Origin of the sequence: Allomuricauda sp. ANG21 (assembly GCF_040705235.1) — a bacterium.
GTDB classification, from domain to species: Bacteria; Bacteroidota; Bacteroidia; order Flavobacteriales; family Flavobacteriaceae; genus Flagellimonas; species Flagellimonas marina.
Genome location: NZ_JBFCVT010000011.1, coordinates 951,513 through 978,029, shown reverse-complemented (window position 1 = coordinate 978,029; position 26,517 = coordinate 951,513). Strand labels below are relative to the sequence as shown.

Sequence of the window (26,517 nt, the reverse complement as noted above, 5' to 3'; positions counted from 1 at the left end):
ATGAATTAGGTCTCGACTGCCTGCCGAAGGCTAGCGCTCGACCTGACATAGTATATGTATAAAACAAAAAACGCCCCAAAATGGGGCGTTTTCAATTCAGCTTTGTTTCAGCATTATTTGAATTAGTCGAAGGTATACCCATTATCTGCAGCTACTTTATCCGCAATTTGGGTGCGGAGTGCCACAACATTGGGTTGATTTGTATATTTCGTGAAACGTTTTAGTCCCATCAACATCATGCGTTGCTCATCGCCTTCTGCAAAAGAAACAATGGCTTCTTTTCCTTTTTGGTTAACAATGTCCACAGCTCTGTATAAATAGAGTTTGGCCATAGCGATTTGGGTGGCTTGATTGTCTTCTCCAAATCGTTTTGCATTTTTCTCGGCCCTAAGGATTGTAGATTCCGCCAAGTATACCTGAATTAAAATATCTGCGGCGGACATCAACAACATTTGGTGCTCTTCTAAATTTGGGCCGAATTTTTGAACCGCGCTTCCAGCGACCATCAAGAAAACTTTTTTCAATCGAGCTACCATATCCTTTTCTTCAGAAAGCAATTCTGAAAAATCGGGCGTGTCAAAAGATGGAATGCCCATCAATTCCTCGCCAACAGCTGTGGCAGGTCCCAATAGGTCTACGTGTCCTTTCATGGCTTTTTTCACCAACATGCCCACGGCCAACATTCGGTTGATTTCGTTGGTTCCCTCATAAATTCTAGATATACGTGCATCTCGCCAAGCGGATTCCATAGGAGTATCCGCACTAAAACCCATACCTCCAAAAATCTGAATGCCTTCGTCGGTTGTATGTTGTACATGTTCGGAAACCGCCACTTTAAGGATGGAGCATTCAATGGCGTACTCTTCAACGCCTTTGAGCTCTGCTTCTTGATGTGAATTTCCATCAGCCTGACGTATGGCGATTCTGTCCTCAATATTTTTGGCTGCCCTATAACAAGCTGATTCATCTGCGTAAGCATTCGTGGCCATATCAGCGATTTTTGCTTTAATGGCCCCAAAATTCATGATTGGTGTCTTGAACTGTACCCGTTCATTGGCATATTTTGCTGCCTCATTCAAGACCCTCCTTTGCGCTTCCAAACAGGCGGCTGCCAGTTTAATTCTTCCCACATTTAGAGCGTTCATGGCTATCTTAAATCCATTGCCCCTTTCGGATAACATATTTTCAACGGGAACCTTGGTCTCATTAAAGAATACCTGACGGGTAGAGGAGGAGTGGATACCCAATTTCTTCTCTTCATCGCCCAAAGAAATCCCATTCTTAGGGTCGTTTTCAACAATAAAACCAGTAATGTTCTTGTCGTCTTCAATTCGGGCAAACACAATAAATAGGTTGCAGAAACCCGCATTGGAAATCCACATTTTCTGTCCGGTGATGCTGTAATATTTTCCATCTTCGGACAGAACCGCTTTGGTCTTTCCTGAATTGGCATCTGAACCAGCACCCGGTTCGGTTAAACAGTAGGCGCCAAACCACTCGCCAGAGGCCAGTTTTGGCACATATTTTTGTTTCTGCTCTTCAGTGCCGTAAAGCGTAATCGGCATAGTTCCGATTCCTGTGTGTGCTCCAAAAGCCGTACTGAAAGAACCTGTTGCTCCTGAGATATAATCACAAACCAACATTGTGGAGACAAATCCCATACCCATACCGCCATACGCTTCAGGAACGGCAACGCTTAAAAGTCCCAATTCACCAGCTTTTCGCATACATTCTTCAGTGTAGGCGTAGTCTTTTTTCTCAAAACGCTCCCAATGGGCCCAAAGCTCGCGGTCCACAAACTCCTTGGTGCTTTCGCGCATCATTTTTTGTTCTTCATTGAGGTCTTCCAAGGTAAAAACGTCTTCACACTTGGTTTCCTTGACCAGAAATTGGCCGCCTCGTAATATTTCTTTTTCTGCTGTTTCCATTTTGATTAAGATTTAAGAAGATAGAAAATAGAGAAAAGACTTATTTCAATCCATTTTGAAATCCCATGGTCATCTTTTGCCATTCTTCTATTTTATCTTCAAGGGTATTTAAACTTTCTGGGTTAATGTAATTTCGGTGTTTAGCAATTAAGAGTTGAGTTCCAAGTTCAAAGGATGACCCCAATGCAATGTCTATGAAATGCTTAAAAGATTTATCCGTTCTGGAAGACCCTTCGGCTATATTGCTTGGCATTGAAATTGAACATCTGCTTATTTGGGAGCTTAGGTCATATCGTTCATGCTTCGGAAACTTAATGAGCAAATCAGAAATCTCATTTGCAATCTCTAATCCTAGCAACCATATTTTCAATCTTTTATAGTTGTGTCTTTTCATTGGTACATCTCTTCTCTCTAATCTCTTTTCTGACTTCTTAAGATAGAAACTCATAAATCCCCGCGGCACCTTGTCCTGTACCAACGCACATGGTCACCATTCCATACTTTCCTTTCATGCCGCGTTTGCGCATCTCATCAAAGAGTTGAACTGACAATTTTGCTCCCGTACAACCCAATGGATGACCCAAAGCGATGGCTCCACCATTTACATTGATGATTTCTGGATTCAAGCCCAATTCTCGGATAACAGCCAAGGATTGCGAAGCAAAGGCTTCATTCAATTCGATAAGTTCCACATCATTTTGGTTCAATCCGGCTTGCTTCAACGCTTTTGGAATCGCCTTTACAGGTCCAATTCCCATAATTCGGGGCTCAACACCAGCTGCAGCATAATTTACCAAACGGGCAATGGGCTCCAGATTCAATTCTTTTACCATTTCCTCGCTCATGACCATGACAAAAGCGGCTCCATCGCTCATTTGTGACGAGTTACCTGCCGTAACACTGCCCCCCTCAGCAAAGACAGGTCTCAATTTGTTCAGTGTTGGGATGTTGGTGTCCTTTCGTGGTCCTTCATCCTTGTTGACGGTGTAGTTTTTGGTTTCCTTTTTTCCTGCTTCGTTCACAAAAGTGTGCTGCACTTCAATAGGAACAATTTGGTCCTGAAAGCGGTTCTCCTCTTGAGCCTTCAAGGCTTTCATGTGAGAGTTGTAGGCAAACACATCTTGATCTTCGCGGGAGACTTTGAACTGTTTTGCTACCGCTTCGGCCGTAAGCCCCATACCCCAATAATAATCTTCATGCCCTTCTTTGGCGGTGGCGTAATCTGGGGTAGGCTTGTAGCCCCCCATAGGGATGTAACTCATGCTCTCCGCACCTCCGGCAATGATGCAATCGGCCATTCCAGACTGGATTTTTGCAGTGGCGATACCGATGGTTTCCAATCCCGAAGCACAATATCGGTTAACTGTCACCCCAGGGACATCCTCAATATCCAATCCCATTAGGGAAATGAGCCGGGCCATGTTCAACCCTTGCTCAGCTTCTGGCATGGCGTTGCCCACAATTACATCATCGATACGTTTTTTGTCGAGCTGGGGTAATTCCTTCATCATGTGTTCGATGGTCTCCGCAGCCAGTTCATCTGGTCTCTTGAATCGAAACAAACCCCGTGGTGCCTTACCCACTGCCGTTCTATATGCTTTTACGATATATGCTGTTTTCATGTTATTTAGATGTTAGAAGTGAGACGTTAGATATTAGACTCACTTGGAAAACTTTTGAATTAATGAATAGTTGATTTTTTGAACTTCAATCAAATCGTTTAAGATTAGAGCTATTTTTTCCTTGGGTACCAGTTTTAATCTGTGGCACAATTCTAATTGGGTATACATTTCGTTGGATGAACCGCTGGCTATGCCCAGAAAATGCTTGAATTCATTATTTGTATTTCTTCCAGCTCCCTCAGCAATATTGGAAGGCACAGAAATGGCACTCCTCCTAAGTTGACTTTTCAGACCAAACTTTTCATCCTTTGGAAAAGAGGTTGAAAGTAAATAGACCTTTTCGGCAATTGTCATTGCCTTTTGCCAAACCAATAATTCTTGAAAATTATGCATTGTCTACTATCTTGAATCTCATATCTTATGTCTCTTCGCAACTAGTTGCGAAGCGGTTTCCCTGTTTTCAACATATGCTGGATGCGCTCCAAAGTCTTTCGTTCCGTACATAATGAAAGGAACGCTTCCCGTTCTAAATCCAACAAGTATTGTTCACTTACATAGTTGGCTTCAGATAAATCCCCACCGGCCATCACGTAGGCCAGTTTGTCAGCAATTTTCTTGTCGTGTTCCGATATGTAATGTCCGGCTTCCATGGAATCGGTTCCTACCAAGAACATTCCAAGCGCTTGTTTACCCAAAACTTTCACGTCTTTTCGTGGTATGGGTTTAGTGTATCCTGCTTCCGCTAGTAACTGGGCATGGGCCTTGGCCGTAGCAATTTGCCGGTCTTTGTTCACGACCACTACATCTTTTCCTTTTTGAAGAATGCCCAAATCAAAGGCCTCATAAGCTGACGTGGATACTTTGGCCATTCCAATAGTCAGGAAGTATTCTTGTAGAACATTAAGCTCTACATCGTTTTTTCTGAATGTGTCCGAGGCACGAAGCGTCATTTCCTTGGAGCCACCGCCACCAGGAATCACCCCGACGCCGAACTCCACTAATCCTATGTAGGTTTCCGCAGCAGCCACTACCTTGTCGGCATGCATGGAAAGTTCACAACCCCCACCCAAACACATACCGTGCGGTGCTGAAATAACGGGTATGGAAGAATACCGCATCCGCATCATGGTATCCTGAAAATATTTGATGGCCATGTTCAATTCATCATATTCCTGTTCTACGGCCATCATGAAAATCATTCCGATATTAGCGCCGACAGAGAAATTGGCAGCTTGGTTTCCGACCACCAATCCTTGGAAATCTTTTTCCGCTAGGTCGACCGCTTTGTTCAGTCCAGCCAAGACATCTCCGCCGATGGTGTTCATTTTGGATTGGAATTCGCAGTTCAAAATGCCGTCACCCAAATCCTCGATGACCACCCCACTGTTTTTGAACACTTCATTGGACTTTCTGATGTTGTCCAAAATGATAAAGGCATCCTGACCCGGAACTTTTTCCATAGCCTTTTTTGGAATATCATAAAAGTAGGTGGCACCATCTTTTACCGAATAAAAGGAATCAATGCCGGCTGCCTTCATTTCCGCAACCCAAGGAGCGGCTTCCAAACCTTCAGCTTTGATGAATTCCAAACCTTTGTTCAGTCCCACAGCATCCCAAATTTGGAATGGACCGTGTTCCCAGCCAAAGCCAGCTTTCATGGCATCATCAATCTTATAAAGCTCATCGGTGATTTCAGGAATTCGATGTGTAACGTAGGCAAACAACGCCCCGAAACTTTTCCGATAGAATTCCCCGGCTTTATCCTTGCCATCTACCAAAACGGGAAACCTATCAATTACCTTATCAATGGTTTTGGTAAGCTCCAATGTGGCAAATTTTGCGCTCTTTTTAGGCCGATAGTCCATCGAGTCTAAATCCAGCGTAAGGATTTCGCTCTTGCCATCGTCTCCTTTTACCTTTTTATAAAAGCCTTGTCCGGTTTTACTTCCCAACCATTTGTTTTCCATCATGGTATTGATGAAATCTGGGAGTTGAAACAGTTCATGACGTTCATCATCCTTGCAGTTTTCGCTGATACCGTTGGCTACGTGCACCAATGTGTCCAGTCCAACCACATCAACCGTACGGAAGGTGGCCGATTTTGGTCTGCCGATTACAGGTCCGGTAAGCTTGTCAACTTCTTCCACCGTCATGCCCATTTCTTTGACCGCATGAAACAAACTCTGAATACTGAAAATACCGATGCGGTTACCAATAAAGGCCGGTGTATCTTTCGCCACCACCGCGGTTTTTCCCAGATATTGTTCGCCATAGCTATTCAAGAATTCCAAAACTTCAGGGGAAGTTTCAGGGCCTGGAATGATTTCAAAAAGTTTTAGGTACCGGGGCGGGTTAAAGAAGTGGGTTCCGCAGAAGTGTTCCTTAAAATCCTGACTCCGGCCTTCATTCATGAACTTAATGGGAATACCTGAAGTATTGGAAGTGATGAGCGTGCCAGGAGTTCTATGTTTTTCGAGATTTTCAAAAACTTGTTTTTTAATGTCCAAACGCTCCACAACCACCTCAATGATCCAGTCCACCTTGGAAACTTTGGCAATGTCATCCTCCAAATTTCCAGTGGTGATGCGGCTCGCAAATTTTTGATGGTAAATAGGGGAGGGTTTTGACTTTAATGCTGCGGACAAGGCGTCGTTCACCAAACGGTTGCGAACAACTTTGTCTTCTAAAGTGAGACCTTTGGCCTTTTCCTTTTCGTTGAGTTCCCGCGGAACAATATCCAGCAATAAAACCTCGACGCCGATATTGGCAAAATGGCAGGCTATGCCACTTCCCATAATACCAGAACCGATAACGGCAACTTTGTTGATATGCCTTTTCATTGATGTGTTTGTTTTAATTCGTTGTTTTTATATACACTTTTTTGTCTGAAATCAATTTGTTGATGATATCCACGGTCTTGAAGAATCCGTCTAAATTTTCTTCGGAAACATGTTGCTTGACCACTTCATTGAAACGGAGCACCACATCTTTGGATTCTTTACGCTTTTCCAGCCCCAATGCAGTAAGGTGAATCAGTACGCCCCTTCCATCATTTGGATTAGGTTTTCGTTGAATGTATCCTCTTTCCTCAATATTTTTTAAGATCCTGGATAAGCTTGTGGATTCCATCCCCATTTTAGGACCCAGAGCGGTGCTTGGAGTTCCCTCTTTGGGGTCAATGCTCAAGAGCGTAAAGCCGATGGCCATGGTAATTCCATAATTCTTGGCCTCTTCATTATACATTTTGCTGACGGCTTGCCAGGTGGCTCTTAAGGCATAGTCAATGGTCAAATCTTTCATAGAACAGTTTGGTGTCCTCAAATATATGAAAATTTATTATGCATGCATAATAAATTAATGTCAAAATATCTATGAAAATTATTTCACCAGGATTGGGGTGGTGGGTTTGCTATTTTAGTTTGATGGTCAAAGAATCAATACCCATAAATCTCATTATAAAGGGCCATATATTTTTCCTTTACAATTTTACGCTTTAGTTTCATAGTAGGGGTAAGATGGCCTTCCTCCACGCTCCAAACATCTGGAGTCAACCGAAACTGCTTTACTTTTTCCCATTTGGCAAAGTCTTCATTGGAAAGGTCTACCTCTTCTTGAAAGCGGGCGATGACCTTTTCATTTTTAACCATATCCGAATTATCTCCAACGGTTATGTTATGTCTTTTGGCCCATTCCCGAACAAAATCAAAATTGGGTTGAATTAAAGCAGCGGGCATTTTTTCGCCTTCGCCCACCACCATGATCTGTTCTATAAAACGGGATTGCTTAAATCGGTTTTCCAACAATTGGGGGGCCACATATTTACCCCCCGAGGTTTTGAACATCTCTTTTTTACGGTCGGTGATTTTTAGGAAACCATCAGCATCCACTTCGCCAATGTCGCCAGTGTGAAAATAGTCGCCTGTCATGACTTCTGCCGTTCTTTCAGGGTCTTTGTAATAGCCCATCATTACGTTGGGACCTTTGCAAAGAATTTCACCATCTTCCGCAATTTTCACTTCCACATCATCAATGATCTTGCCTACGGTACCTATTTTCCACCCTCTGTTGCGTTGGTCATTCACAGAAATGACAGGAGAGGTCTCCGTAAGACCATAGCCTTCCATGACGGGCATACCGGCTGCGGCAAACACACGGGCCAATCGGGGTTGAAGGGCGGCACTGCCCGACACCATGCATGCAAGATTTCCACCAAGTCCGGCCTGCCACTTGCTGAAAATTAATTTTCGGGCTATGCCCAGTTGAAATTTGTACCACCAACCATTGGCATCATAAGGCTCAAACTTGAGTCCGAGTTCAACGGCCCAAAAGAAGAGTTTCTTTTTAATACCATTTAGAAGGGTTCCTTTCGCAATGATGGCATCATATACTTTTTCCAACAATCGCGGTACCACCGTCATGACATCAGGTTTTACTTCCTTGACATTATCACTGATTTTATCCAATCCTTCCGCAAAATGGATTTCAATCCCACAATATTGATAGAGATACAGGATCATTCGCTCAAAAATGTGGCAAACGGGCAAAAAGCTGAGCGCGGTTCCTCCTGCTTCAAAGGGTACTCGTACTTCGCTGGCAATGACGTTAGATACAATATTATTATGGGAGAGCATTACACCCTTGGGTTTTCCCGTAGTTCCCGAAGTATAGATCAGTGTGGCCAAATCCATCGGCTTAACCGCTTCTTTCAATTTTTCAACTTCGTCTTGATTGGAATCATCAGCTCCCAATTCCATAACCTCTGTCCAATTCTTGCAATTTCCAAGCTCATCAAAGGAGTAGACTTCGTTTAATTTTTTAAGATTGGAACTAATGGACAGCACTTTTTCCATCACCTCTTCACAGGAAACAAAGCAATATTTGGCTTCAGAGTGATTTAAGATATATTCATAATCGTCCTCGGAGATGGTGGGATAAATGGGGACATTCTGTGCGCCCAATTGCAGGATTCCAATATCCACAATGTTCCATTCCGTGCGGTTGGTCATGGAGATGACCGCAATTTTATCATTGGGTTGTACACCCATCCGGAGAAGGCCTCGGCTCACGGCATTGGCCTTATCTAGGTATTCTTTTGTTGAGGTTGCTACCCATTGGCCGTCTTTTTTGGTGACCAATGCCTTTTCGAGGGGGAGTTTTTCCATTTGGTAGTATGGAAAATCGAACAATCGGGTAACTGTTTGCATAGTAAGTTTCTATTAGGTAATTGCAAAATAGGGAAAGGAAACGGTATTTTAAAACGAGGTATTCAAAAACTGGTATAAATTCCTGCTGATATTACATAAAATGCAATTTCATGCCTTCGTGAGAATTAGTAAATCCCAAGGATTTATAGAATGCCAAGGCTTCGGGTCGCTTTTTGTCAGTGGTCAATTGTACCACATGGGCTCCTTTTTCTTTGGATTTTGAGATAGCCCATTGGAACAATTCTTTTCCAACGCCCTTTCCCCGATAATCCTCGTGGATCCGAACCGCCTCTATTTGCGCCCGGATTCCACCTTGATAGGTAAGATATTGAATGAAGCTCAATTGAAGCGTTCCAATGACTTGGCTTTCTTCGTTTTCAATGACCACCAATTCTTGATTGGGATCATTGAGGATGTTTTCAAAGGCTTTATAATAGGTGTTGGGGAGAGGATTTTCGTAATTTTCCCGAAGCTTGCCCAATGTGTCATTGGCTAGCATTTGCACTATGGCAGGAACATCTTCTTTTTTTGCAACCCTAATCTTCACGGTTTACGTTTTCAATCCATTCCCTAGCATTTACAAAAGCTTGCAGCCATGGCGACACTACATCGGTTCTATCCTTTGGATAGTGCGCCCAGTTCCATGGAAATGTAGACCGTTCAATATGTGGCATGGTCACTAGGTGGCGTCCTGTTTTGTCACAAAGCATAGCGGTGTTGTAATCACTGCCATTGGGATTGGCAGGATAGCCTTCATAGCCGTATTTGGCCACAATATCGTACTCGTTTTCGGCATGAGGTAGACTGAACTTACCTTCACCATGACTAATCCAGACACCGAGCGTAGTACCTGCCATATTGGAGAGCATAACAGAATTGTTTTCCTGAATTTTCACCGAAGTAAACCCGCTTTCATGCTTGTGCGACTTATTGTAGGTCATTCTGCCATGGGTTTCATGCTCTGGATTGATCAAATCCAATTCCATAAACAATTGACAACCGTTACAGATTCCGACAGACAGCGTATCGGGACGGGCAAAAAAGTCTTTTAGGGCTTTATTGGCTTTTTCATTGTACTTAAAAGCTCCGGCCCAACCTTTGGCACTTCCCAAAACATCAGAATTTGAGAATCCACCCACAGCACCAATGAATTGGATATCCTTCAAGGTTTCCCGGCCCGTGATAAGGTCGGTCATGTGTACATCTTTCACATCAAATCCGGCCAAATACATGGCATTGGCCATTTCTCGTTCGGAGTTGCTTCCTTTTTCGCGAAGAATTGCGGCTTTTGGTCTGTCATTGCCTCTCGACTGCGCTCGAGGTGACAATATCCCGTCAAAACCTTTTGGAAAAACATAGTTTAATGGCTGATTCTTGTAATTTTCAAAACGGTCTTGGGCGAGTCCATTGGAAGTTTGTTTGCTGTCCAACAAAAAGGAGGTTTTGAACCAAGTATCCCGTAGTGATGTTATGTTAAGTCCTATCTCAACCCCATTATTTTTGATACTCAAAGTGCTTTCCGAAGTGACACTGCCTATTTTATGGAATGTAATTCCAGCATCATTCAATACATTTTCAACGGAAGCATCTTTGGCCTGAAAAACAAGTCCAGCATTTTCTGAAAATAATAGTTTTATGCTGTCCGATTCTCCAATGGAGTTCAAATCTAGTTTTGCGCCAAGATTATTGTCTGCAAAGCAGAGTTCCAAAAGCGTGGTAATCAATCCACCTGAGGCCACATCATGACCTGCCAAGATTTGGTCATTTTTAATCAATCCTTGCAGGGTATTGAAAACGGTTTTTACATAATCAGCCTCCAAAACCGAAGGTGTTTCATCTCCGATGCCATTCAATATTTGTGCAAAGGAAGAACCACCCAATTTGTGACTGTCCTTAGAGATGTTGATGTAGTAAATGTCGCCTCCATCCTTTTGGAGCACAGGTTCTACCACCTTAGTGATGTCATCGCAATGTGCCGCAGCGGAAACAATTACAGTCCCTGGAGACAACACTTCGGCATCCTTGTATTTTTGTTTCATGGAAAGAGAATCCTTTCCTGTGGGTACGTTTATCCCCAATTCAATGACAAAATCAGATAAGGATTCCACTGCTTTGTACAATCGGGCATCCTCACCTTCATTGCGGCAGGGCCACATCCAGTTTGCGGATAGGGATACGGATTTCAATCCATCTTTTAAAGGAGCCCAAACCATATTGGTCAAGGATTCCGTTACACTGTTTCTGCTTCCAGCTACGGGGTCTATCAAAGCGGAAACAGGCGAATGCCCTATGGTGGTGGCAATTCCTTCCTTACCTTTAAAATCCAAAGCCATAACTCCGCAGTTGTTCAACGGTAATTGCAATGGTCCCGCACATTGTTGTTTGGCCACATGGCCACCCACACAACGGTCTACTTTGTTGGTGAGCCAATCTTTGCAAGCTACGGCTTCCAATTGCAACACTTGCTCCAAATACTCATGGAAATGTTCCAAAGAGTAGGAGAGGGGCGGATAGGTTTGTTGTGTGGATTTGTCATCCATAATGGTTTTGGGTGAGCTTCCGAACATATCCGAAAGTTCCAAATCCATTGGTTTTTCACCAGATTTTTGCGACTCAAAAGTGAAACGATGGTCACCCGTTACTTCGCCCACGTTGTACATGGGGGAGCGCTCACGAGCGGCTACGCGATTCAGTAAATCCAAGTCTTTTTCACCGATGACCAAGCCCATTCGTTCTTGGGATTCGTTGCCTATCAATTCCTTTTTGGAAAGGGTAGGGTCGCCGATAGGCAATTTGTCAGTATCGATATTTCCTCCCGTTTCTTCCACCAATTCTGATAGACAGTTGAGATGTCCGCCAGCGCCATGGTCATGGATGGAGACAATGGGGTTATCATGACTTTCCAATAATCCACGAACAGCGTTCGAGGCTCGTTTTTGCATTTCTGGGTTGGAACGTTGTACAGCATTAAGTTCGATAGCAGAACTAAATTCACCCGTATCGGCACTGGAAACTGCTGCACCACCCATTCCAATGCGGTAATTGTCACCACCTAGAACGACTATTCTGTCTCCTTTTTTTGGAGTGTCCTTTAAAGCTTGGTTCGACTTTCCATATCCAATACCCCCAGCCATCATAATCACCTTATCGAAGCCTAATTTTCTGACTTCTTCTTGATGTTCAAACGTTAGCACAGAACCTGCAATGAGTGGTTGTCCAAATTTATTTCCAAAATCGGAAGCACCATTGGAGGCTTTGATTAAAATGTCCATTGGGGTTTGGTACAACCAATCTCTTTCTTTCATTCCTTTTTCCCATGGGCGATTGGCTTCCAAACGAGAATACGAAGTCATATACACTGCAGTTCCTGCCAAAGGCAATGACCCTTTTCCACCCGCCAAGCGATCACGAATCTCGCCACCTGAACCGGTTGCTGCCCCATTGAATGGCTCCACAGTAGTTGGGAAGTTGTGGGTTTCGGCCTTTAGTGATAAAACGGAATCGAACTCTTTTTCTTCGTAAAAATCAGGTTTATCTGCACTTTTTGGCGCAAACTGAATCGCCTTCGGCCCTTTTATGAAGGCTACGTTGTCTTTGTAGGCCGAAACAATAGCATTGGGATGGGCTTCGGAAGTCTTTTTGATCAATTTGAATAGGGAAGAGGGCATCTCTTTCCCATCAATCACGAAAGTTCCGTTGAAAATTTTATGTCGGCAGTGCTCCGAATTTACCTGACTGAAACCAAACACTTCGGAATCCGTCAACTTACGTCCTAATTTTTGAGCGAGTCCTTCGAGGTAGGCCACTTCTTCATCACTCAAAGCCAAACCTTCCTTTTGGTTGTAGGCGGCTATATCCTCAATCTCCAAAATGGGTTCAGGCACAATGTTGATGGTGTAAATATCCTGACCCAGTCCCTTGTATTTTTGGGAGAGCATGGGGTCGTAGTCCGTAAAGTCCTCGGTAACGGCATGGAACTCCTCAATCCGGATAATTCCAGTAACGCCCATGTTCTGGGTAATCTCAGTGGCGTTCGTACTCCATGGGGTGACCATGGCGGCACGTGGCCCAACAAAAAAGGCGTCGAGTGACGCCGCTTCAATCTTGGGTTGGTTGCCGAACAACCATGTTAACTTTTCATTATCCTCCTTACTGATTTCCTGAATGGTCTGGACGGCAAAAACCTTGGTAGCCTTGTCCCCAAAAAAATGGATCATACAATCTGAGCGTTGAACGGTTTAAGAAAGTGCAAATTTACGATTTTGGGTTGGATTTTCGGCATAGCTTGTTTTGAGTTTTGAACTATCCTTGTTAATAGTTGATTTATAAATTCAGGGCCCTCATCCATAAATTCATCAATTAGAAAGAGGCATATTCCGCTTACTTTAAAGCATTAATTTGCTCTAACCATGGAAACTGGAAGAAAAAAAGTCACAAAGCGTTTGGTAATTTTTGCAGCACTGCTATCTGCCATATTGATTTTAGCCATCAATTGGGATGAACGGGATTGGATCAATCTATTGAGACATGCAATAAAAAATATACTTCGGAATATAATTTGAGCTTACCAGCAGTAACTTGACTCGGGGTTTGATAAATTTCAAATCTGGAATGATTGAAAGACTGGAAACATCATTTATTTGTGTGATATTTTGTAGAGTAGTAAAAAACCAAAAGACTTCTGTGTGTTGAGTTGGTTGTTCTTGAACTCTTTTCCTATCTTAGAAGGATTAACGCTAATTCAAAATCCAACCGTATGAAAACTGTCAACACCCTATTGACCGGGGTGCTTCTTTTTTGCTGTATCGCAGCAACAACCGCCCAAAAAAAGTACTCAAAAAAACAAATTGAAAAACTAAAGACCGAGGTAGCCCAGATTGTGGAAGATCATAAAAAGCAGTCCCAAGTGATGGTGGACAAGATTTTTAGCTTTGCTGAACTTGGTTTTCAAGAGGAGGAAAGCTCAAAATATCTTACGGGTATCTTGGAGAGTAATGGATTTTCAATAGAGCACTCCATTTCTGGAATTCCCACGGCTTGGTTTGCTACATGGAGCAATGGGGAGGGCCCCACGATTGCGCTTGGCTCTGATGTGGATTGTATTCCCAAGGCTTCACAATATCCCGGGGTGGCCTATCACAAACCTATGGTGGAAGGAGCGCCCGGTCATGGCGAGGGACACAATTCCGGTATTCCATTGAACATTACATCAGCCTTGGCGGTAAAAGAAATCATGGAGCGTGAAAATATTGGTGGTACCTTGATTCTTTGGCCCGGGATTGCAGAGGAATTGGTCGCTGCCAAAGCATGGTACGTGCGTGATGGTCTTTTTGATGATATTGATATGTGCATCTTTACCCATGTTGGGAACAATTTTGGTGTTTCTTGGGGTCCCACACGAGGAACTGGACTCATTTCTGTCGAATACTTGTTTGAAGGGGAGGCGGCCCACTCCGCGGGTGCCCCGTGGCGCGGAAGAAGCGCTTTGGATGCTGCTGAATTGATGAACATTGGGTGGAACTACAAACGTGAACATTTACATCCTCTAAAACGATCTCATTCCATTTTTACCGATGCCGGAGACCAACCCAATGTGGTTCCTTCCAAAGCAGCTATTTGGTTCTATTTTAGGGATATAAAATATGAAGGTATCATGGAGATGTATGCCGAGGCCAATGACATTGCCAAAGGAGCAGCTTTGATGACCGGAACTACCATGACCTCAAGGGTCTTGGGAACAGCTTGGCCTAGACACTACAATAAAGTCATAGCTGAAACGATGTATGAAAATATAAAGCAAGTAGGTTTGCCTACGTGGTCAGAAGCCGACCAAACCTTGGCAAAAGCGGTCCAGACCGAGGTGGGTTCTGATGAAATTGAAGGTCTTCCCACCGAATTGGATGAAATTGGTCTTCCCGTGTTGGAACCTATTAGTGGTGGTTCTGATGATATTGGGGATATTTCTTGGAAAATCCCAACGGTCACAATGCGTTTTCCCTCTAACATTCCCGGATTACAGGGGCACCACTGGAGCAATGCCATTGCCATGGCCACACCCATTGCCCACAAAGGAGTAACAGCAGGTGCAAAAGCAGAGGCCATGACCCTAATGGATTTTTTGTTGAAACCTGAGTTGCTAAAGGGCGCTTGGGACTATTTCAACAATGAGCAGAGCAAAGAAACCAAGTATCAGCCTATGATAGCTGCGGATGATATGCCACCTATCTATTTAAACAAGGATAAGCAAGGTGAGTTTCGTGATAGGTTGGAGAAATTCTATTATGATGAGACTAAATATGACACCTATTTGGAGCAGTTGGGGGTTGAATACCCTACGGTGAAGGAGTAATTTTATTCTTGTTCATTTTGTCTTGATACAAAACGAACCAAAAAATAAAGAAGATTTCTAGGAAATTTTTGTCAGCACGACAAAACCGTTCCAGTCTATCGCTTCACGCTCTTTTTCGCTTCGCGAAACGCATTTCCGCTTGACTGGTCACTATTTCTTGGAAATCTTCATTTTTTAAAAATGTAAAAATAAAAGAGGAAGGAGCTATTTTTTCTTTAGTAAAGCCATATAAAAGCCATCAAAACCACTTTCTGAGGCATAGACGTTTTTCTCCTTGATGAACTCAAAATCCTGTCCCGCTTCGGATGCCAAGAATTTATTGACCTGCTCTGTGTTTTCTTGAGGTAGAATGGAGCAAGTGGCATACACCATTTGTCCACTTTTTTTGAGCATTTTGCTGTAATTCTGAAGAATATCTTGCTGTACACCCATAATTCGGTCTATAAATTCGGGCTCCAATTTCCATTTAGAGTCGGGATTTCTTTTTAGCACACCTAGACCGGAACAAGGAGCATCAAGCAAAAGCCTATCAGCACTGTTGTGCAATTTTTTTATGACTTTGGTAGAATCAATGGCTCTGGTCTCAAAATTGTGGACCCCATTTCGTCTAGCTCTGATCTTGAGTTTTTTCAACTTACTCTCATAAATATCCAAAGCAATCAATTGCCCTTTGTTTTCCATTTCAGAGGCCAAATGCAAGGTTTTCCCCCCGGCGCCGGCACAGGCATCAATGACGCGTTGTCCTGGTTTCACTTCCAAGAATGGGGCGACCAATTGGGAAGAAGCATCTTGTACTTCAAACAGTCCATCTTTAAAGGCCTGTGTGGTAAAGACGTTCTTTCGTTCCTTTAATCGTAAGGCATTTGGATATCCCTCCAAGGCTTCGGTTTCAATATCATCTTTGGCCAAAAAGGATTGTAATTGTTCTTTCTGTGTTTTTAAGGTGTTGACACGGAGGATAACATCGGCCTGTTGGTTTAAGGCGGCAATTTCCTTGGTCCAAAGTGCATTGCCCAACGCTTTTTCACCCAATTCATCCATCCAATCAGGTATGGACTCTTTATACTTTCTGATTTTGGAAAGTTCATCAAACCGACCCTTTAGACGACGCTCTGGGGTACCTTCCAATTGCTTCCAATCTGGGATTCTAATCCCCTTTAACACACACCACACCGAGAATAATCGGAACAAATGCGGGCGGGTGTAGGGCTCATTTGCTTCGGCAATTTCGGTGTAAAGTCGTTTCCAACGTACAATGTCGTATGTGGTTTCAGCAATAAACGCTCTATCCCGAGCGCCCCAACGTTTGTCGTAGCGCAAAACCTTCTCAATTACCTTATCGGCATATTCCCCTTCATTGAAAATCATATTCAGGGCATCAATAACGGCAAAAACAAGATTTCGATGTAAACGCATGGTATAAAATAAGGTTGCAAAGGTATCATTTCTCCTTACTTTTACGGAAAATATATGCAATGCGATTCTTCATTTTCCTTTTGTTGGGTTTAGTTTTGTTTTCTTGTGCCGAACAGCAACGCTATCAGCCCTTCCAAACCGTATCTATAACTCCAGTTTATGAAGACTCGGTCAGTATCAGGGCCATTACGTTTTTGGATGGTAGAACCTTGGCCTTCGCTGGTAGTAAAGGAATTTATGGCACGGTGGATGTTGTATCTCATAAAGTTAGGGCCAATGTTCAACACTATGACTCCATTACACCTGCTTTTAGGGCGGTAGGAAATACCTCCAACGACTTCTTTATGCTTTCCATAGATAGTCCGGCGTTGCTTTATAAAACAGGGGACCAAGGTAAAATGGAGTTGGTATACAAGGAGGAAGGTGCAGGAGTGTTCTACGATTGCATGGCTTTTTGGAATGATACCGAAGGTATTGCTGTAGGTGACACGGTTGATGGATGCCTGTCCATCATTATTACCAGGGATGGCGGAAACACATGGGCCAAAATCCCATGCACGGACTTGTCTGAAGGTATGGAGGGGGAAGGAGCTTTTGCAGCAAGCAACAGCAATATTGCCTTGGTAGGAAACCAAGCTTGGATTGGAACTACAGCAGGACGCGTCTATCATTCCATGGATAAAGGGGCAACATGGACCGTACAGCAAACGTCCATTGTTCACGAATCGGAGACTCAGGGTATTTACTCCATGGCTTTTTATGATGAAGACACCGGATTTGCTATTGGCGGGGACTACACCCAACCCGAATCCAACAAGGCCAACAAAATTATTACCCATGATGGTGGAAAAACATGGAACTTGATAGCGGATGGGCGGGAACCCAATTACAAAAGTTGCGTGCAGTTTGTTCCCAATTCAGAAGGAAAAGGTTTGGTAGCTTTGGGTTTTACGGGAATTTCATACTCAGGGGATGGAGGGGAAAACTGGAAAAGTTTCAGTGATGAGCCGTTTTTCACCCTTCGATTTTTAAATGATTCAGTAGCCTACGCGGCGGGAAGCAATCGAATTGCGAAATTGGTTTTTAAATAGTGAAAAAGTGCAAATGGTCAAGGGTTTTACCCTCCTCCCTGTTTCCTTCTATACTGTTGTAAGAGACGTTTTTTGAAGTCATCTTCTGCTTTCAGCAACAACAGCACCTTTTTGGGTGAAATCACTTCTCTTACTTTGGAGATAAAGAGTTGGTCGGCGTTGTGTTTTTCAGTTTCAAGCGCAATAAAGTTGTCTAAAAGAGCGGCAGACTCGCTATCGGAAAGGCCTTGAGCTGCAGAAAGTCTTGCTTGCACCTCTTTTCTTCTGATGTTCTCCATAGCATCTTCATGTTCGTTATAAATCGGCCAAAATTGTTGGGCTTCTTGACTGGTTAAACCAACGCGTTCGGTAATAAAGGCAACTTTTAGGGTCTTTATACGATCTCTAACAGGACCTTGGGCGTGTAAGAAGGACATTCCCATTAGAAAAACAAGTAGTATAAGTACTCTTTTATTCATAATTGCTGTAATCTAAGTTTAAATCTTCAATATCTTCAACGGTTTCATCTAAATATTCCAAGATATTCTCCGCTTCAATATCATTTTCCAAAACATCGTTCAGTTCCAAACTCTCCAAGGGCACCAATTCGGCCAACTCGTACGTGCTTATATCAATTTCAGTGCTTTCAAAATAAGCATCAATCTCAGTATTGGCCAAATCATCAAAACCTATCGGGGCGTTTGATTTCCAATTGAGTCCAAAAACCAATAGGAATAGAGCTGCAACTGCGGCGGCGGCATAATAGAATTTACGGTAGGATTTAAGTTGGATGACTTTCCCGTTATCCTCCACGGTTTTGGAAAGGACTTTAGGGGTCACTTCATCAAAATACCTTTCAGGTACAGTGAAACCATCCGATTTTGGAATGATGGACTCCGGTTGACCTTCTTCTTTGTTGATTTTGTCCATGAGTCGGTCATGGAAGCTTTCGAAGTAGCCCTCCGGGGTATTGAAACTATTTTTTTTGTCCTTTTTCATTGTTACCTATAGACTTCAAATTAGGCCAAAGGTTTAATCTTCTTTAAGATACGCCTCAATTTTCTTTGATGCCAAATGATAGGAAGTTTTTAATGCGCCTACCGAGGTTTCCAATGCTTCCGAAATTTCCTCATACTTCATTTCCTGAAAATACTTCATGGTAAAGACCAATTTTTGTTTGTCAGGAAGGGTGGCTAAAGCTTTCTGTAATTTCAATTGGATTTCATCGCCTTCAAAATAAACATCAGATTGCAGATTTTCAACCATTCGGTTTTTGAGTTCCTCGTCGCTGATTCCCATTTTTCGGGATTTTTGCTTTAAAAAAGTCAGCGACTCGTTGGTGGCAATCCGATACATCCAAGAATACAATTTGCTCTCCCCTTTAAAGTTATCTATGTTTTTGTACACTTTTATAAAGGTGTTCTGAAGCACATCATCCGCATCATCGTGGTCCAAAACAATCCTTCGGATATGCCAATACAACCGCTCTTTGTAAGTGTTGACCAACACCTCAAAGGCCTTTGCTTGGCTTTCCTTTTGTTTAAGCTCGTTGATTAGGGTTTCTTCCGCAATCAATTGGTAATGCAATTTGGTGCTTTGACTGTTCTAAAGGTAAAAGGTTTAAAGCAATGGACAATTTTTAATATACAATAACCAGTGAAGAGTCAACAATGAACCATTGAATTGTCATTCTGAGCCTTTTCGACAGTACTCAAGATAAACTTCGCGAAGAATCAATTGATTTGACACAAATTTCACCAATTCTCTCGAATGCTCTCACTCAGAGATAGAACATCCCTCTGCTTGAGGATGGGATGCCGAAACAAGTTCGGCATGATGTTGCTTTTATTATTCTGAGCCTTTTCGACAGTACTCAAGATAAACTTCGCGAAGAATCAATTGATTTGACACAAATTTCACCAATTTTCTCGAATGCTCTCACTCAGAGATAGAACGCCCCTTTGCTTGAGGATGGGATGCCGAAACAAGTTCGGCATGACACTACTTTTATTATTCTGATTCTTTTCGACAGCGCTCAAGATAAGTTTAGTGAAGATTTTTTTAATAGGATTACGCCGTAAACGACTGCATTTCCACCAGCTTTTTGTAGCCTTTTTTGGATTTCATGAGTTCCTCATGGGTGCCTTGCTCCACAATTTTCCCTTTGCTCAGTACCACGATGGAATCTGCATTTTGAATAGTAGACAATCTATGTGCAATGACGATTGAGGTCCGGTTTTTCATCATTTTTTCCAAAGCGTCTTGCACCAGACGTTCACTTTCGGTATCGAGGGCAGAGGTGGCCTCGTCCAAAATCATGATGGGTGGATTTTTGAGCACGGCACGGGCAATGGACAGGCGTTGCTTCTGTCCGCCACTCAATTTGTTTCCGCTGTCACCAATATTAGTATCGTATCCATGGGGCAGGTCCATGATAAAGTCGTGGGCATTGGCCACTTTGGCAGCCGCTATGATTTCTTCAGTGGTGGCATTTTCCTTACCCATGGCGATATTGTTCTTCACCGTGTCGTTGAACAAAATAGAATCCTGTGTTACCAGTCCCATCAGTCCGCGTAGTGACTTTTTGGTAATATTCTTAATGTTCGTGCCATCTAGCAGCAGTTCACCTTCGTTGACATCGTAAAAACGGGTAGCCAAGTTGGCCACGGTACTTTTTCCACTTCCAGACTGACCAACCAGAGCCACAGTTTGGCCTTTATCAACCTTTAGGTTGATATTTTTTAGCACGTAATCATCTTCATATTTAAAGGAAATATTTTTAAGCTCAATGCTTGAAGTGAAATCGGTCTTTTCGGTTGCACCTTCCACATCCTTGATTGGATTTTCAGATTCCAAAATCTCCAAAACCCGTTCGGCAGCGGCATTTCCTTTTTTGACACCGTAAGACGCTTTGCTGATGGCCTTTGCCGGAGTCAAGATATTATAGGCCAACCCCATATAGGCAATAAATGAGGAGGCATCCAAAGTCTTGTCTACCAGTACCATTTTTCCACCGAACCACAGCAGTACGCCAATCACCAAAATCCCCAAGAACTCACCCGTAGGCGAGGCCAAATTTTGCCTGTTCAATAACGAATTGGAAAACCTGAAGAATCGTGTGGTTGAAGTTTTAAAAGTGTTGTAAAACTTGGATTCTGAATTAAAGGCTTTGATGACCCGGAGTCCGCCCAAGGTTTCTTCCACAATGGACAAAAATTCTCCCTGTTCCTTTTGCACCCGGTCCGATTTTCGTTTTAGGGATTTCCCGATTCTGGAAATCAACATTCCGGCTATGGGAATGAAAATAAAAACGAAGAGGGTCAGTTTGGCACTGATTCCGAACATCACTAAAATGGTAAATAAGATGGTCAGTGGTTCTCGTACAATCAATTCCAAAATGGATAGGAAGGAATGTTGTATTTCCAATACATCGGAGGTGATTCGTGCAATGACATCGCCTTTTCGCTTTTCCGAAAAATAGGAGATAGGGAGGTCTACTATCTTTTTGTACATGGTGTTTCGGATGTCTTTCAACACTCCGTTTCTCAAAAAAGTGATGAAATACATCGCCAGATAGTTGAATACATTTTTTAAAAGGAAGAGTGCCAATACCAAACTGATGACCAGCACCAACCCTTTCATGTCATCATCCCCGGAATATGCGGTTACCCGATAGTTGATATAGTCCTGCAAGTAATCCTTTGATTTGGAAAAACCTTCATAAACAGGCTTTATGTAGACCTTCTGCTCTGGTTTAAACAACACATCCAGCATCGGAATCAACGCAGCAAAGGACAGGGCACTAAAAAGCGCATAGAGAATATTGAAGAAAATATTCAAATAACCGTATTTGCGGTAAGGTCCCGCAAAACGGAGAATTTTTTTAAAGTAGTTCATTCACCTACAAATTCAGTTCAGAAAGGATGCCGTCTAGTTTGGTATCCAACTGCGAATTTACGGATTTATACTCCTCAGCCTTATCTAATTTTGCATTGGTGCTAATGTAGAACTTCACTTTGGGCTCGGTACCACTAGGTCTGGCTGCGATTCGGGTGCCATCCTCAGTTTCATAAATCAATACGTTGGACTTAGGGAGGTGAATTGTGCGTTCTTCTCCAGTTTGTACATTTTTGGCAATAGAGGTGTTGTAATCCTCAATCCACAATAATTTTGAACCTTGTACGGATTCCACCGGATTTTCCTTGAAGTCGATGAGCATTTGCTTGATTTCCTCAGCACCGCTCATTCCTTTTTTAGTAAGGGAAATGAGTTTTTCTTTATAAAAACCAAACTGGACGTAGCAATCAATCAAATCTTTATAAAAGGAACTGCCATTTGCTTTGGCATTGGAAGCAATCTCGCAGGCCAGTAGGGTAGAGGTAACGGCATCTTTGTCGCGGACGAAGTCGCCTACCATATAGCCAAAACTTTCCTCGCCACCCCCAATAAACTTGGAATTGGGAAAGTCTTTTATCATTTTTCCAATCCATTTAAAGCCAGTCAATGCAGTTTTAAATTCTACACCATACGTTTTGGCCATTTGTTCCATCATGGGCGTGGAGACAATGGTTGTGGCGATAAACTCGTTGCCCTTAAAGCCTTTTTCCTTGTATTGGTCCAAAAGGAATTTGGTCATCAGCACCATGGTCTGGTTACCGTTTAGGAGTTCCATTTTGCCTTCCAGGTTTCGAACTGCTATACCCAGCCGGTCACTATCAGGGTCGGTTCCCACTACCATGTCGGCCCCAATTTCTTCTGCTTTTTCTATGGCCATGGCCAAAGCTTCGGGTTCTTCGGGATTGGGTGATTTTACCGTCGGAAACCCTCCATCGGGCTCTGCCTGCTCTTCTATAATGGTAACATTGCTGTACCCGGCACGTTTCAATACTTCAGGAATAGCTGTTATGGATGTGCCGTGAAGCGAGGTGAAAACAATCTTGAAGTCATCCTTTCCCTTGGCATTAAAACTTCCATTTTTTACCGAAGCTTCAAAAAAAGCTTCGTCAACCTCTTCATTAATAAGGTGAATGAGGCTTTCATCAGCATTAAATTTAATGTCCTCGAAAGATAGTGCATCAATCTCAGCAATGATTTCTCCGTCTTGTGGGGGCACAATCTGTCCGCCATCGGCCCAATATACTTTGTAGCCATTGTATTCTGGCGGATTGTGGGAAGCGGTCAAAACAATACCGGCATGACATCCTAAATACCGCACTGCGAATGAAAGTTCTGGGGTTGTTCTGAGTTCAGAAAACAGGTGTACCCTAATGCCATTAGCAGAGAAAACTTCTGCCACGGTTCTGGCCAAGGTATCCGAATTGTGTCGGCAGTCGTAGGCGATGACCACTTTTAAGTCAGTGTCCGTGTATGATTTCTTAAGGTAATTGCTGAGCCCTTGGGTGTTCTTGCCCAAGGTATACTTGTTGATTCTATTGGTGCCAACACCCATAATGCCGCGCATACCCCCGGTACCGAATTCCAAATCTTTGTAGAAACGCTCCTTGAGTTCCTCGGTATCGTTTTCTATCAGATTTTTAATCTCCTTTTTGGTTTTTTCATCAAAAAAATCGGTTAACCAAGATTGCGCTGTAGAAGTGATGGAATCCATATAGAATGTGCTTGTTTAGTATGGTCTAAAATACAAAGAATATCAGTTTTAGGGGTGCTAAACATTTATTTTGTCTGAAATGGAATAGCGGACATCATTTTTTCTGGACCGAACCATAATCTCTCCGATAAAACCTGCTAAAAAAAGTTGAGTCCCTATGATCATGGCCGTTAAGGAAATGAAGAACTGAGGGCGTTGGGTAATGAGACGTCCGGTGGGATGCAAGAACAGCTTGTCTATGCCCAAATACAGTGCAAATCCGAAACCTACGATAAACATGAGTACGCCCAAGGCTCCAAAAAGGTGCATGGGCCGTCGACCAAACTTGGAAACAAACCAGATGGTTATCAAATCTAAAAAACCGTTGATAAAGCGCTCTGCCCCAAATTTGGTTGTGCCATACTTTCGGGCTTGGTGCTGTACCACTTTTTCACTGATGTTGTTAAAACCTGCGTTTTTGGCCAAAACGGGGATATACCTGTGCATTTCACCATGAACCTCAATATTTTTCACAACTCTGGAATCAAAAGCTTTGAGTCCGCAATTAAAGTCATGCAATTTTACACCTGAAGTTTTTCGGGCCGCCCAATTAAAAAGCTTAGAGGGGATATTTTTGGTGATAACGGAATCATACCGCTTCTTTTTCCAGCCGGAAACCACATGGTCTCCATCTTCCTTGATCATTCGGTAGAGCTCCGGAATCTCTTCAGGGTTGTCCTGAAGGTCGGCGTCCATGGTAATTACCACATCGCCCTGGGCTGCTTTAAAGCCGGCATGTAGGGCTTGTGACTTGCCGTAGTTTTTTAAAAACCGGATGCCTTTAACGTGTCCATTTTTTTCTGAAAGTCCTTGGATGGTCTCCCAAGAGCCATCAGAACTGCCATCATCTATAAAAATGATTTCATATAAAAAATGATTGGATTGCATTACACGTACAATCCAATCATGTAGTTCGTTAAGCGACTCTTGCTCGTTGAGTAAAGGAATTACAATGGAGATTTGCATTGTTAGTTTCTCGAATTCCCTTCAAAAGTAGCATTTTTTGGTTTAGAATTCCGGCTTGGATTTTTTTAATATAAGTCCGCTAATAAGACCCAGAACCAATCCAATGACACAACCAAATATTAATCCTATGGGATACCGGAGCCAACCCATACTTTTTTGCATGGCCACTCCTTGTTCCCATTGTTCCTCTGTCATTGAAGGATTTTGTTCAAATGCCTTTGGTTTGGCAATTTCAAAGGCCTTGTCCATAAAATCGGGTTCAATGAAATTGATGAGCAGGTATTGATAAATCAAGGAAATAATTGTGGACACCAAGGCAATTCCAACAGCAATTTTCAGTGCTTCCGATATTTTTAGAAACCCTCCATTAGCTTTTTTATACGCATTCGTGCCCAGGAAAATAGCAGCCGCTGTCAATAAGATGGATATAACGATTACAGGCGTGCTCATTTCATAATGCATCTTTTGCGTATAGAGCATTACGTTGAAAACTATTGATACCAGACCCAATATTAGGCCATAGTTCAACATAAATTTAGTGGCTTTTGGTTGTTGTTCTTCCATTTCGTTATTTTTAGTGTTGATTATGGTTTGTTAGTGAACCAAGGGGAGATTTTGTTACAGTTAAAGGTAGTTTTTTTCTTTTTTTCTTTTTTCAGTTGGAAGAATCAAAGAAATCCTTAAATTTGCACCTCGAAAAATCTGAGATTAAGTAGTAAAGACGATGAAAAAAGGTGTACACCCAGAGAATTATAGATTAGTGGCTTTCAAAGACATGTCCAATGACGATGTGTTCATTACCAAATCCACTGCAGAGGCAAAAGAAACCATCACCGTTGATGGTGAGGAGTATCCTTTGGTAAAGTTGGAGATTTCAAGAACTTCGCACCCTTACTACACCGGTAAAACCAAATTGGTGGATACCGCTGGTAGGATTGATAAGTTCAAGAACAAGTACAAGAAATTCAGCAAAGAAGAGAAGAAGGCCGAGTAGGACCATCTTTTTAACGAAATATATGGACGCTCCTGATGGTTTTCAGGGGCGTTTTTTATTTTTATACCATCAACACTGAGCCATGAACTACATTCTATCCGACGGAACAAGCAGAGAATCCCTTTTTCCATTCACATTCACTAGGCCTGTGGCTGAAATACGGGTAGGCATCCTGACCATTCGGGAAAAATGGGAAAAATGGTTGAACGCCTCGGTAAGTGTGAAGACAGAAGACTATTTGGCTGCAAAATTCCCGTTGAATTCCGCTGCTGAAAATGTAGTCATCAATGCGAGTTACCTTCCTGACGCCGATTTGGTGAAGGCCATTCAAAAGCTAAGAATGGGAGAGGCCTTGATGCATGGGGAAGAATATATTGCCTATGTGAGCGGTGATGTGGAAACACCCTTTGATTCGACCAATTTTAAAACGGTTCAACATCAACCCAAAGGGTTGACGATTAAAAATACCTGGGATATTTTTTCCAAAAACGGGGATGCACTCCAATCGGATTATAACATCCTGACCGCCGGGCGGAAGAGTCAGCCTATTTCCAACACCAATCAAGTGTTGCATCCAGAAAACATTTTTTTGGAAGAAGGCGCCAAAGTGGAGTTCAGTATCTTAAATGCATCTACGGGGCCCATTTATATTGGCAAGAATGCTGAAATTATGGAAGGCTGTATTATCCGTGGTAGTTTTGCCCTCTGTGAAGGGGCCATTGTAAAGATGGGAGCCAAAATCTATGGACCTACCACTGCCGGACCCGGATGTAAATTAGGGGGCGAAGTCAATAATTCGGTGTTGTTTGCGTACTCCAACAAGGGCCATGAAGGTTTTTTGGGCAATTCTGTGTTGGGCGAGTGGTGCAATATGGGTGCGGATACGAACACCTCGAACATGAAGAACAATTACGCTCCCGTTCGTTTATGGAGCTACCAAACCGAAGGTTTTGCCAGAACCGGACTTCAATTTTGTGGATTGATGATGGGCGACCACAGCAAATGTGGCATCAATACCATGTTCAACACCGGAACCGTGGTAGGGGTGAGTGCCAATATTTTTGGTAGTGGGTACCCCCGAAACTTTGTCCCCAGTTTTAGTTGGGGCGGCGCCTCTGGTTTTACGGAGTTTCGGACCAACAAAGCCATTGAGGTAGCAACCGCTATGATGAAACGCCGAAATGTGGAGTTTAACGATACCGAAGCACAGATTTTGGAGCATGTTTTTGAACTGACCCAAAAGTGGCGGAAGTATTAGGGTAGGAGTGAAAGAGAGGAATAGTCCAAACTCATATTTCCCCTAAACAAAGTAAAATTCTCG

21 protein-coding genes are annotated in these 26,517 nt (G+C 42.9%); 4 read left to right on the top strand and 17 right to left on the bottom strand.

Features of this window, described 5'->3' with window-relative positions; all coding sequences use genetic code 11:
- Nucleotides 1-122 precede the first annotated feature (122 nt).
- The 9 genes from AB1A65_RS13255 to purL all read right to left on the bottom strand — a co-directional run bounded on the left by AB1A65_RS13255 (nucleotide 123) and on the right by purL (nucleotide 12,971).
- Nucleotides 123-1,928 carry an acyl-CoA dehydrogenase family protein gene (locus AB1A65_RS13255; protein WP_366589966.1) on the bottom strand — a complete coding sequence of 602 codons (1,806 nt, stop codon included), beginning with the start codon at nucleotides 1,926-1,928 and terminating at the stop codon, nucleotides 123-125.
- A 40-nt stretch (nucleotides 1,929-1,968) separates the two neighbouring features.
- Nucleotides 1,969-2,322: a four helix bundle protein gene (locus AB1A65_RS13250; protein ID WP_366589964.1), complete on the bottom strand. Its 354-nt coding sequence runs from the start codon at nucleotides 2,320-2,322 to the stop codon at nucleotides 1,969-1,971.
- 37 nt (nucleotides 2,323-2,359) lie between these two features.
- Nucleotides 2,360-3,550 carry an acetyl-CoA C-acyltransferase gene (locus AB1A65_RS13245; protein ID WP_366589962.1) on the bottom strand — a complete coding sequence of 397 codons (1,191 nt, stop codon included), beginning with the start codon at nucleotides 3,548-3,550 and terminating at the stop codon, nucleotides 2,360-2,362.
- A gap of 39 nt (nucleotides 3,551-3,589) precedes the next feature.
- Nucleotides 3,590-3,943 (bottom strand): four helix bundle protein, encoded by a 354-nt coding sequence (locus AB1A65_RS13240; RefSeq protein WP_366589959.1) that lies wholly within the window; start codon nucleotides 3,941-3,943, stop codon nucleotides 3,590-3,592.
- A gap of 41 nt (nucleotides 3,944-3,984) precedes the next feature.
- Entirely contained in the window at nucleotides 3,985-6,390 is a 2,406-nt protein-coding gene (locus tag AB1A65_RS13235; RefSeq protein WP_366589956.1) for a 3-hydroxyacyl-CoA dehydrogenase/enoyl-CoA hydratase family protein, read from the bottom strand.
- Between the two features lie 13 nt (nucleotides 6,391-6,403).
- Nucleotides 6,404-6,850 (bottom strand): MarR family transcriptional regulator, encoded by a 447-nt coding sequence (locus AB1A65_RS13230; protein WP_366589953.1) that lies wholly within the window; start codon nucleotides 6,848-6,850, stop codon nucleotides 6,404-6,406.
- A 134-nt stretch (nucleotides 6,851-6,984) separates the two neighbouring features.
- Nucleotides 6,985-8,754 (bottom strand): long-chain fatty acid--CoA ligase, encoded by a 1,770-nt coding sequence (locus AB1A65_RS13225; protein WP_366589950.1) that lies wholly within the window; start codon nucleotides 8,752-8,754, stop codon nucleotides 6,985-6,987.
- Nucleotides 8,755-8,845: 91 nt separating this feature from the next.
- Entirely contained in the window at nucleotides 8,846-9,301 is a 456-nt protein-coding gene (locus tag AB1A65_RS13220; RefSeq protein ID WP_366589948.1) for a GNAT family N-acetyltransferase, read from the bottom strand.
- Nucleotides 9,291-12,971, bottom strand: a complete 3,681-nt coding sequence (gene purL / locus AB1A65_RS13215; RefSeq protein WP_366589946.1) for a phosphoribosylformylglycinamidine synthase — start codon at nucleotides 12,969-12,971, stop codon at nucleotides 9,291-9,293. Before purL ends, AB1A65_RS13220 begins: the two co-directional genes overlap by 11 nt.
- A 539-nt stretch (nucleotides 12,972-13,510) precedes the next feature.
- On the opposite strand from purL, the gene AB1A65_RS13210 reads away from it, so the two are divergent.
- A complete protein-coding gene (locus AB1A65_RS13210; protein ID WP_366589944.1) occupies nucleotides 13,511-15,103 on the top strand; it encodes an amidohydrolase in 1,593 nt (530 codons plus the stop codon).
- Nucleotides 15,104-15,307: 204 nt separating this feature from the next.
- Here AB1A65_RS13210 and AB1A65_RS13205 read toward each other — a convergent pair whose 3' ends face one another.
- Nucleotides 15,308-16,519, bottom strand: coding sequence for a methyltransferase domain-containing protein (locus AB1A65_RS13205; protein WP_366589942.1), 1,212 nt, complete (start codon nucleotides 16,517-16,519; stop codon nucleotides 15,308-15,310).
- Nucleotides 16,520-16,578: 59 nt separating this feature from the next.
- On the opposite strand from AB1A65_RS13205, the gene AB1A65_RS13200 reads away from it, so the two are divergent.
- Entirely contained in the window at nucleotides 16,579-17,610 is a 1,032-nt protein-coding gene (locus AB1A65_RS13200; protein ID WP_366589939.1) for an oxidoreductase, read from the top strand.
- Between the two features lie 26 nt (nucleotides 17,611-17,636).
- Here the strand turns inward: AB1A65_RS13200 and AB1A65_RS13195 are convergent, their stop codons facing one another.
- The 7 genes from AB1A65_RS13195 to AB1A65_RS13165 all read right to left on the bottom strand — a co-directional run bounded on the left by AB1A65_RS13195 (nucleotide 17,637) and on the right by AB1A65_RS13165 (nucleotide 24,766).
- On the bottom strand, nucleotides 17,637-18,068 hold the full coding sequence (locus tag AB1A65_RS13195) for a hypothetical protein (RefSeq protein WP_366589937.1): 432 nt from the start codon (nucleotides 18,066-18,068) through the stop codon (nucleotides 17,637-17,639).
- Nucleotides 18,061-18,588: a hypothetical protein gene (locus AB1A65_RS13190; protein ID WP_366589935.1), complete on the bottom strand. Its 528-nt coding sequence runs from the start codon at nucleotides 18,586-18,588 to the stop codon at nucleotides 18,061-18,063. Before AB1A65_RS13190 ends, AB1A65_RS13195 begins: the two co-directional genes overlap by 8 nt.
- Nucleotides 18,589-18,621: 33 nt before the next feature.
- Nucleotides 18,622-19,164, bottom strand: coding sequence for an RNA polymerase sigma factor (locus AB1A65_RS13185; RefSeq protein ID WP_366590211.1), 543 nt, complete (start codon nucleotides 19,162-19,164; stop codon nucleotides 18,622-18,624).
- Nucleotides 19,165-19,659: 495 nt separating this feature from the next.
- Complete coding sequence (locus AB1A65_RS13180; protein WP_366589932.1) at nucleotides 19,660-21,486, bottom strand: ABC transporter ATP-binding protein; 1,827 nt, start codon at nucleotides 21,484-21,486, stop codon at nucleotides 19,660-19,662.
- 4 nt (nucleotides 21,487-21,490) lie between these two features.
- Nucleotides 21,491-23,197, bottom strand: a complete 1,707-nt coding sequence (locus tag AB1A65_RS13175) for a phospho-sugar mutase (RefSeq protein WP_366589928.1) — start codon at nucleotides 23,195-23,197, stop codon at nucleotides 21,491-21,493.
- 57 nt (nucleotides 23,198-23,254) lie between these two features.
- The gene (locus AB1A65_RS13170) at nucleotides 23,255-24,202 is read right to left on the bottom strand and encodes a glycosyltransferase family 2 protein (RefSeq protein ID WP_366589926.1); all 948 of its coding nucleotides are present in this window, start codon (nucleotides 24,200-24,202) and stop codon (nucleotides 23,255-23,257) included.
- 42 nt (nucleotides 24,203-24,244) lie between these two features.
- On the bottom strand, nucleotides 24,245-24,766 hold the full coding sequence (locus AB1A65_RS13165; RefSeq protein WP_366589923.1) for a DUF4199 domain-containing protein: 522 nt from the start codon (nucleotides 24,764-24,766) through the stop codon (nucleotides 24,245-24,247).
- Between the two features lie 160 nt (nucleotides 24,767-24,926).
- On the opposite strand from AB1A65_RS13165, the gene AB1A65_RS13160 reads away from it, so the two are divergent.
- Both AB1A65_RS13160 and AB1A65_RS13155 read left to right on the top strand, forming a co-directional pair.
- Entirely contained in the window at nucleotides 24,927-25,196 is a 270-nt protein-coding gene (locus AB1A65_RS13160; RefSeq protein ID WP_366589920.1) for a type B 50S ribosomal protein L31, read from the top strand.
- Between the two features lie 82 nt (nucleotides 25,197-25,278).
- Nucleotides 25,279-26,454 (top strand): GlmU family protein, encoded by a 1,176-nt coding sequence (locus tag AB1A65_RS13155; protein ID WP_366589917.1) that lies wholly within the window; start codon nucleotides 25,279-25,281, stop codon nucleotides 26,452-26,454.
- Nucleotides 26,455-26,517: the final 63 nt, after the last annotated feature.

Excerpts from the sequence above, each read along its gene's own strand:
- AB1A65_RS13210 (WP_366589944.1), top strand. The coding sequence starts at position 13,511 with ATGAAAACTGTCAACACCCTATTGACCGGGGTGCTTCTTTTTTGCTGT.
- AB1A65_RS13200 (WP_366589939.1), top strand. The coding sequence starts at position 16,579 with ATGCGATTCTTCATTTTCCTTTTGTTGGGTTTAGTTTTGTTTTCTTGT.
- AB1A65_RS13180 (WP_366589932.1), bottom strand. The coding sequence starts at position 21,486 with ATGAACTACTTTAAAAAAATTCTCCGTTTTGCGGGACCTTACCGCAAA.
- AB1A65_RS13205 (WP_366589942.1), bottom strand. The coding sequence starts at position 16,519 with ATGCGTTTACATCGAAATCTTGTTTTTGCCGTTATTGATGCCCTGAAT.
- AB1A65_RS13255 (WP_366589966.1), bottom strand. The coding sequence starts at position 1,928 with ATGGAAACAGCAGAAAAAGAAATATTACGAGGCGGCCAATTTCTGGTC.
- AB1A65_RS13160 (WP_366589920.1), top strand. The coding sequence starts at position 24,927 with ATGAAAAAAGGTGTACACCCAGAGAATTATAGATTAGTGGCTTTCAAA.
- AB1A65_RS13250 (WP_366589964.1), bottom strand. The coding sequence starts at position 2,322 with ATGAAAAGACACAACTATAAAAGATTGAAAATATGGTTGCTAGGATTA.
- AB1A65_RS13225 (WP_366589950.1), bottom strand. The coding sequence starts at position 8,754 with ATGCAAACAGTTACCCGATTGTTCGATTTTCCATACTACCAAATGGAA.
- AB1A65_RS13155 (WP_366589917.1), top strand. The coding sequence starts at position 25,279 with ATGAACTACATTCTATCCGACGGAACAAGCAGAGAATCCCTTTTTCCA.
- AB1A65_RS13165 (WP_366589923.1), bottom strand. The coding sequence starts at position 24,766 with ATGGAAGAACAACAACCAAAAGCCACTAAATTTATGTTGAACTATGGC.
- AB1A65_RS13170 (WP_366589926.1), bottom strand. The coding sequence starts at position 24,202 with ATGCAAATCTCCATTGTAATTCCTTTACTCAACGAGCAAGAGTCGCTT.
- purL (WP_366589946.1), bottom strand. The coding sequence starts at position 12,971 with ATGATCCATTTTTTTGGGGACAAGGCTACCAAGGTTTTTGCCGTCCAG.
- AB1A65_RS13245 (WP_366589962.1), bottom strand. The coding sequence starts at position 3,550 with ATGAAAACAGCATATATCGTAAAAGCATATAGAACGGCAGTGGGTAAG.
- AB1A65_RS13190 (WP_366589935.1), bottom strand. The coding sequence starts at position 18,588 with ATGAAAAAGGACAAAAAAAATAGTTTCAATACCCCGGAGGGCTACTTC.
- AB1A65_RS13195 (WP_366589937.1), bottom strand. The coding sequence starts at position 18,068 with ATGAATAAAAGAGTACTTATACTACTTGTTTTTCTAATGGGAATGTCC.
- AB1A65_RS13240 (WP_366589959.1), bottom strand. The coding sequence starts at position 3,943 with ATGCATAATTTTCAAGAATTATTGGTTTGGCAAAAGGCAATGACAATT.
- AB1A65_RS13175 (WP_366589928.1), bottom strand. The coding sequence starts at position 23,197 with ATGGATTCCATCACTTCTACAGCGCAATCTTGGTTAACCGATTTTTTT.
- AB1A65_RS13235 (WP_366589956.1), bottom strand. The coding sequence starts at position 6,390 with ATGAAAAGGCATATCAACAAAGTTGCCGTTATCGGTTCTGGTATTATG.
- AB1A65_RS13230 (WP_366589953.1), bottom strand. The coding sequence starts at position 6,850 with ATGAAAGATTTGACCATTGACTATGCCTTAAGAGCCACCTGGCAAGCC.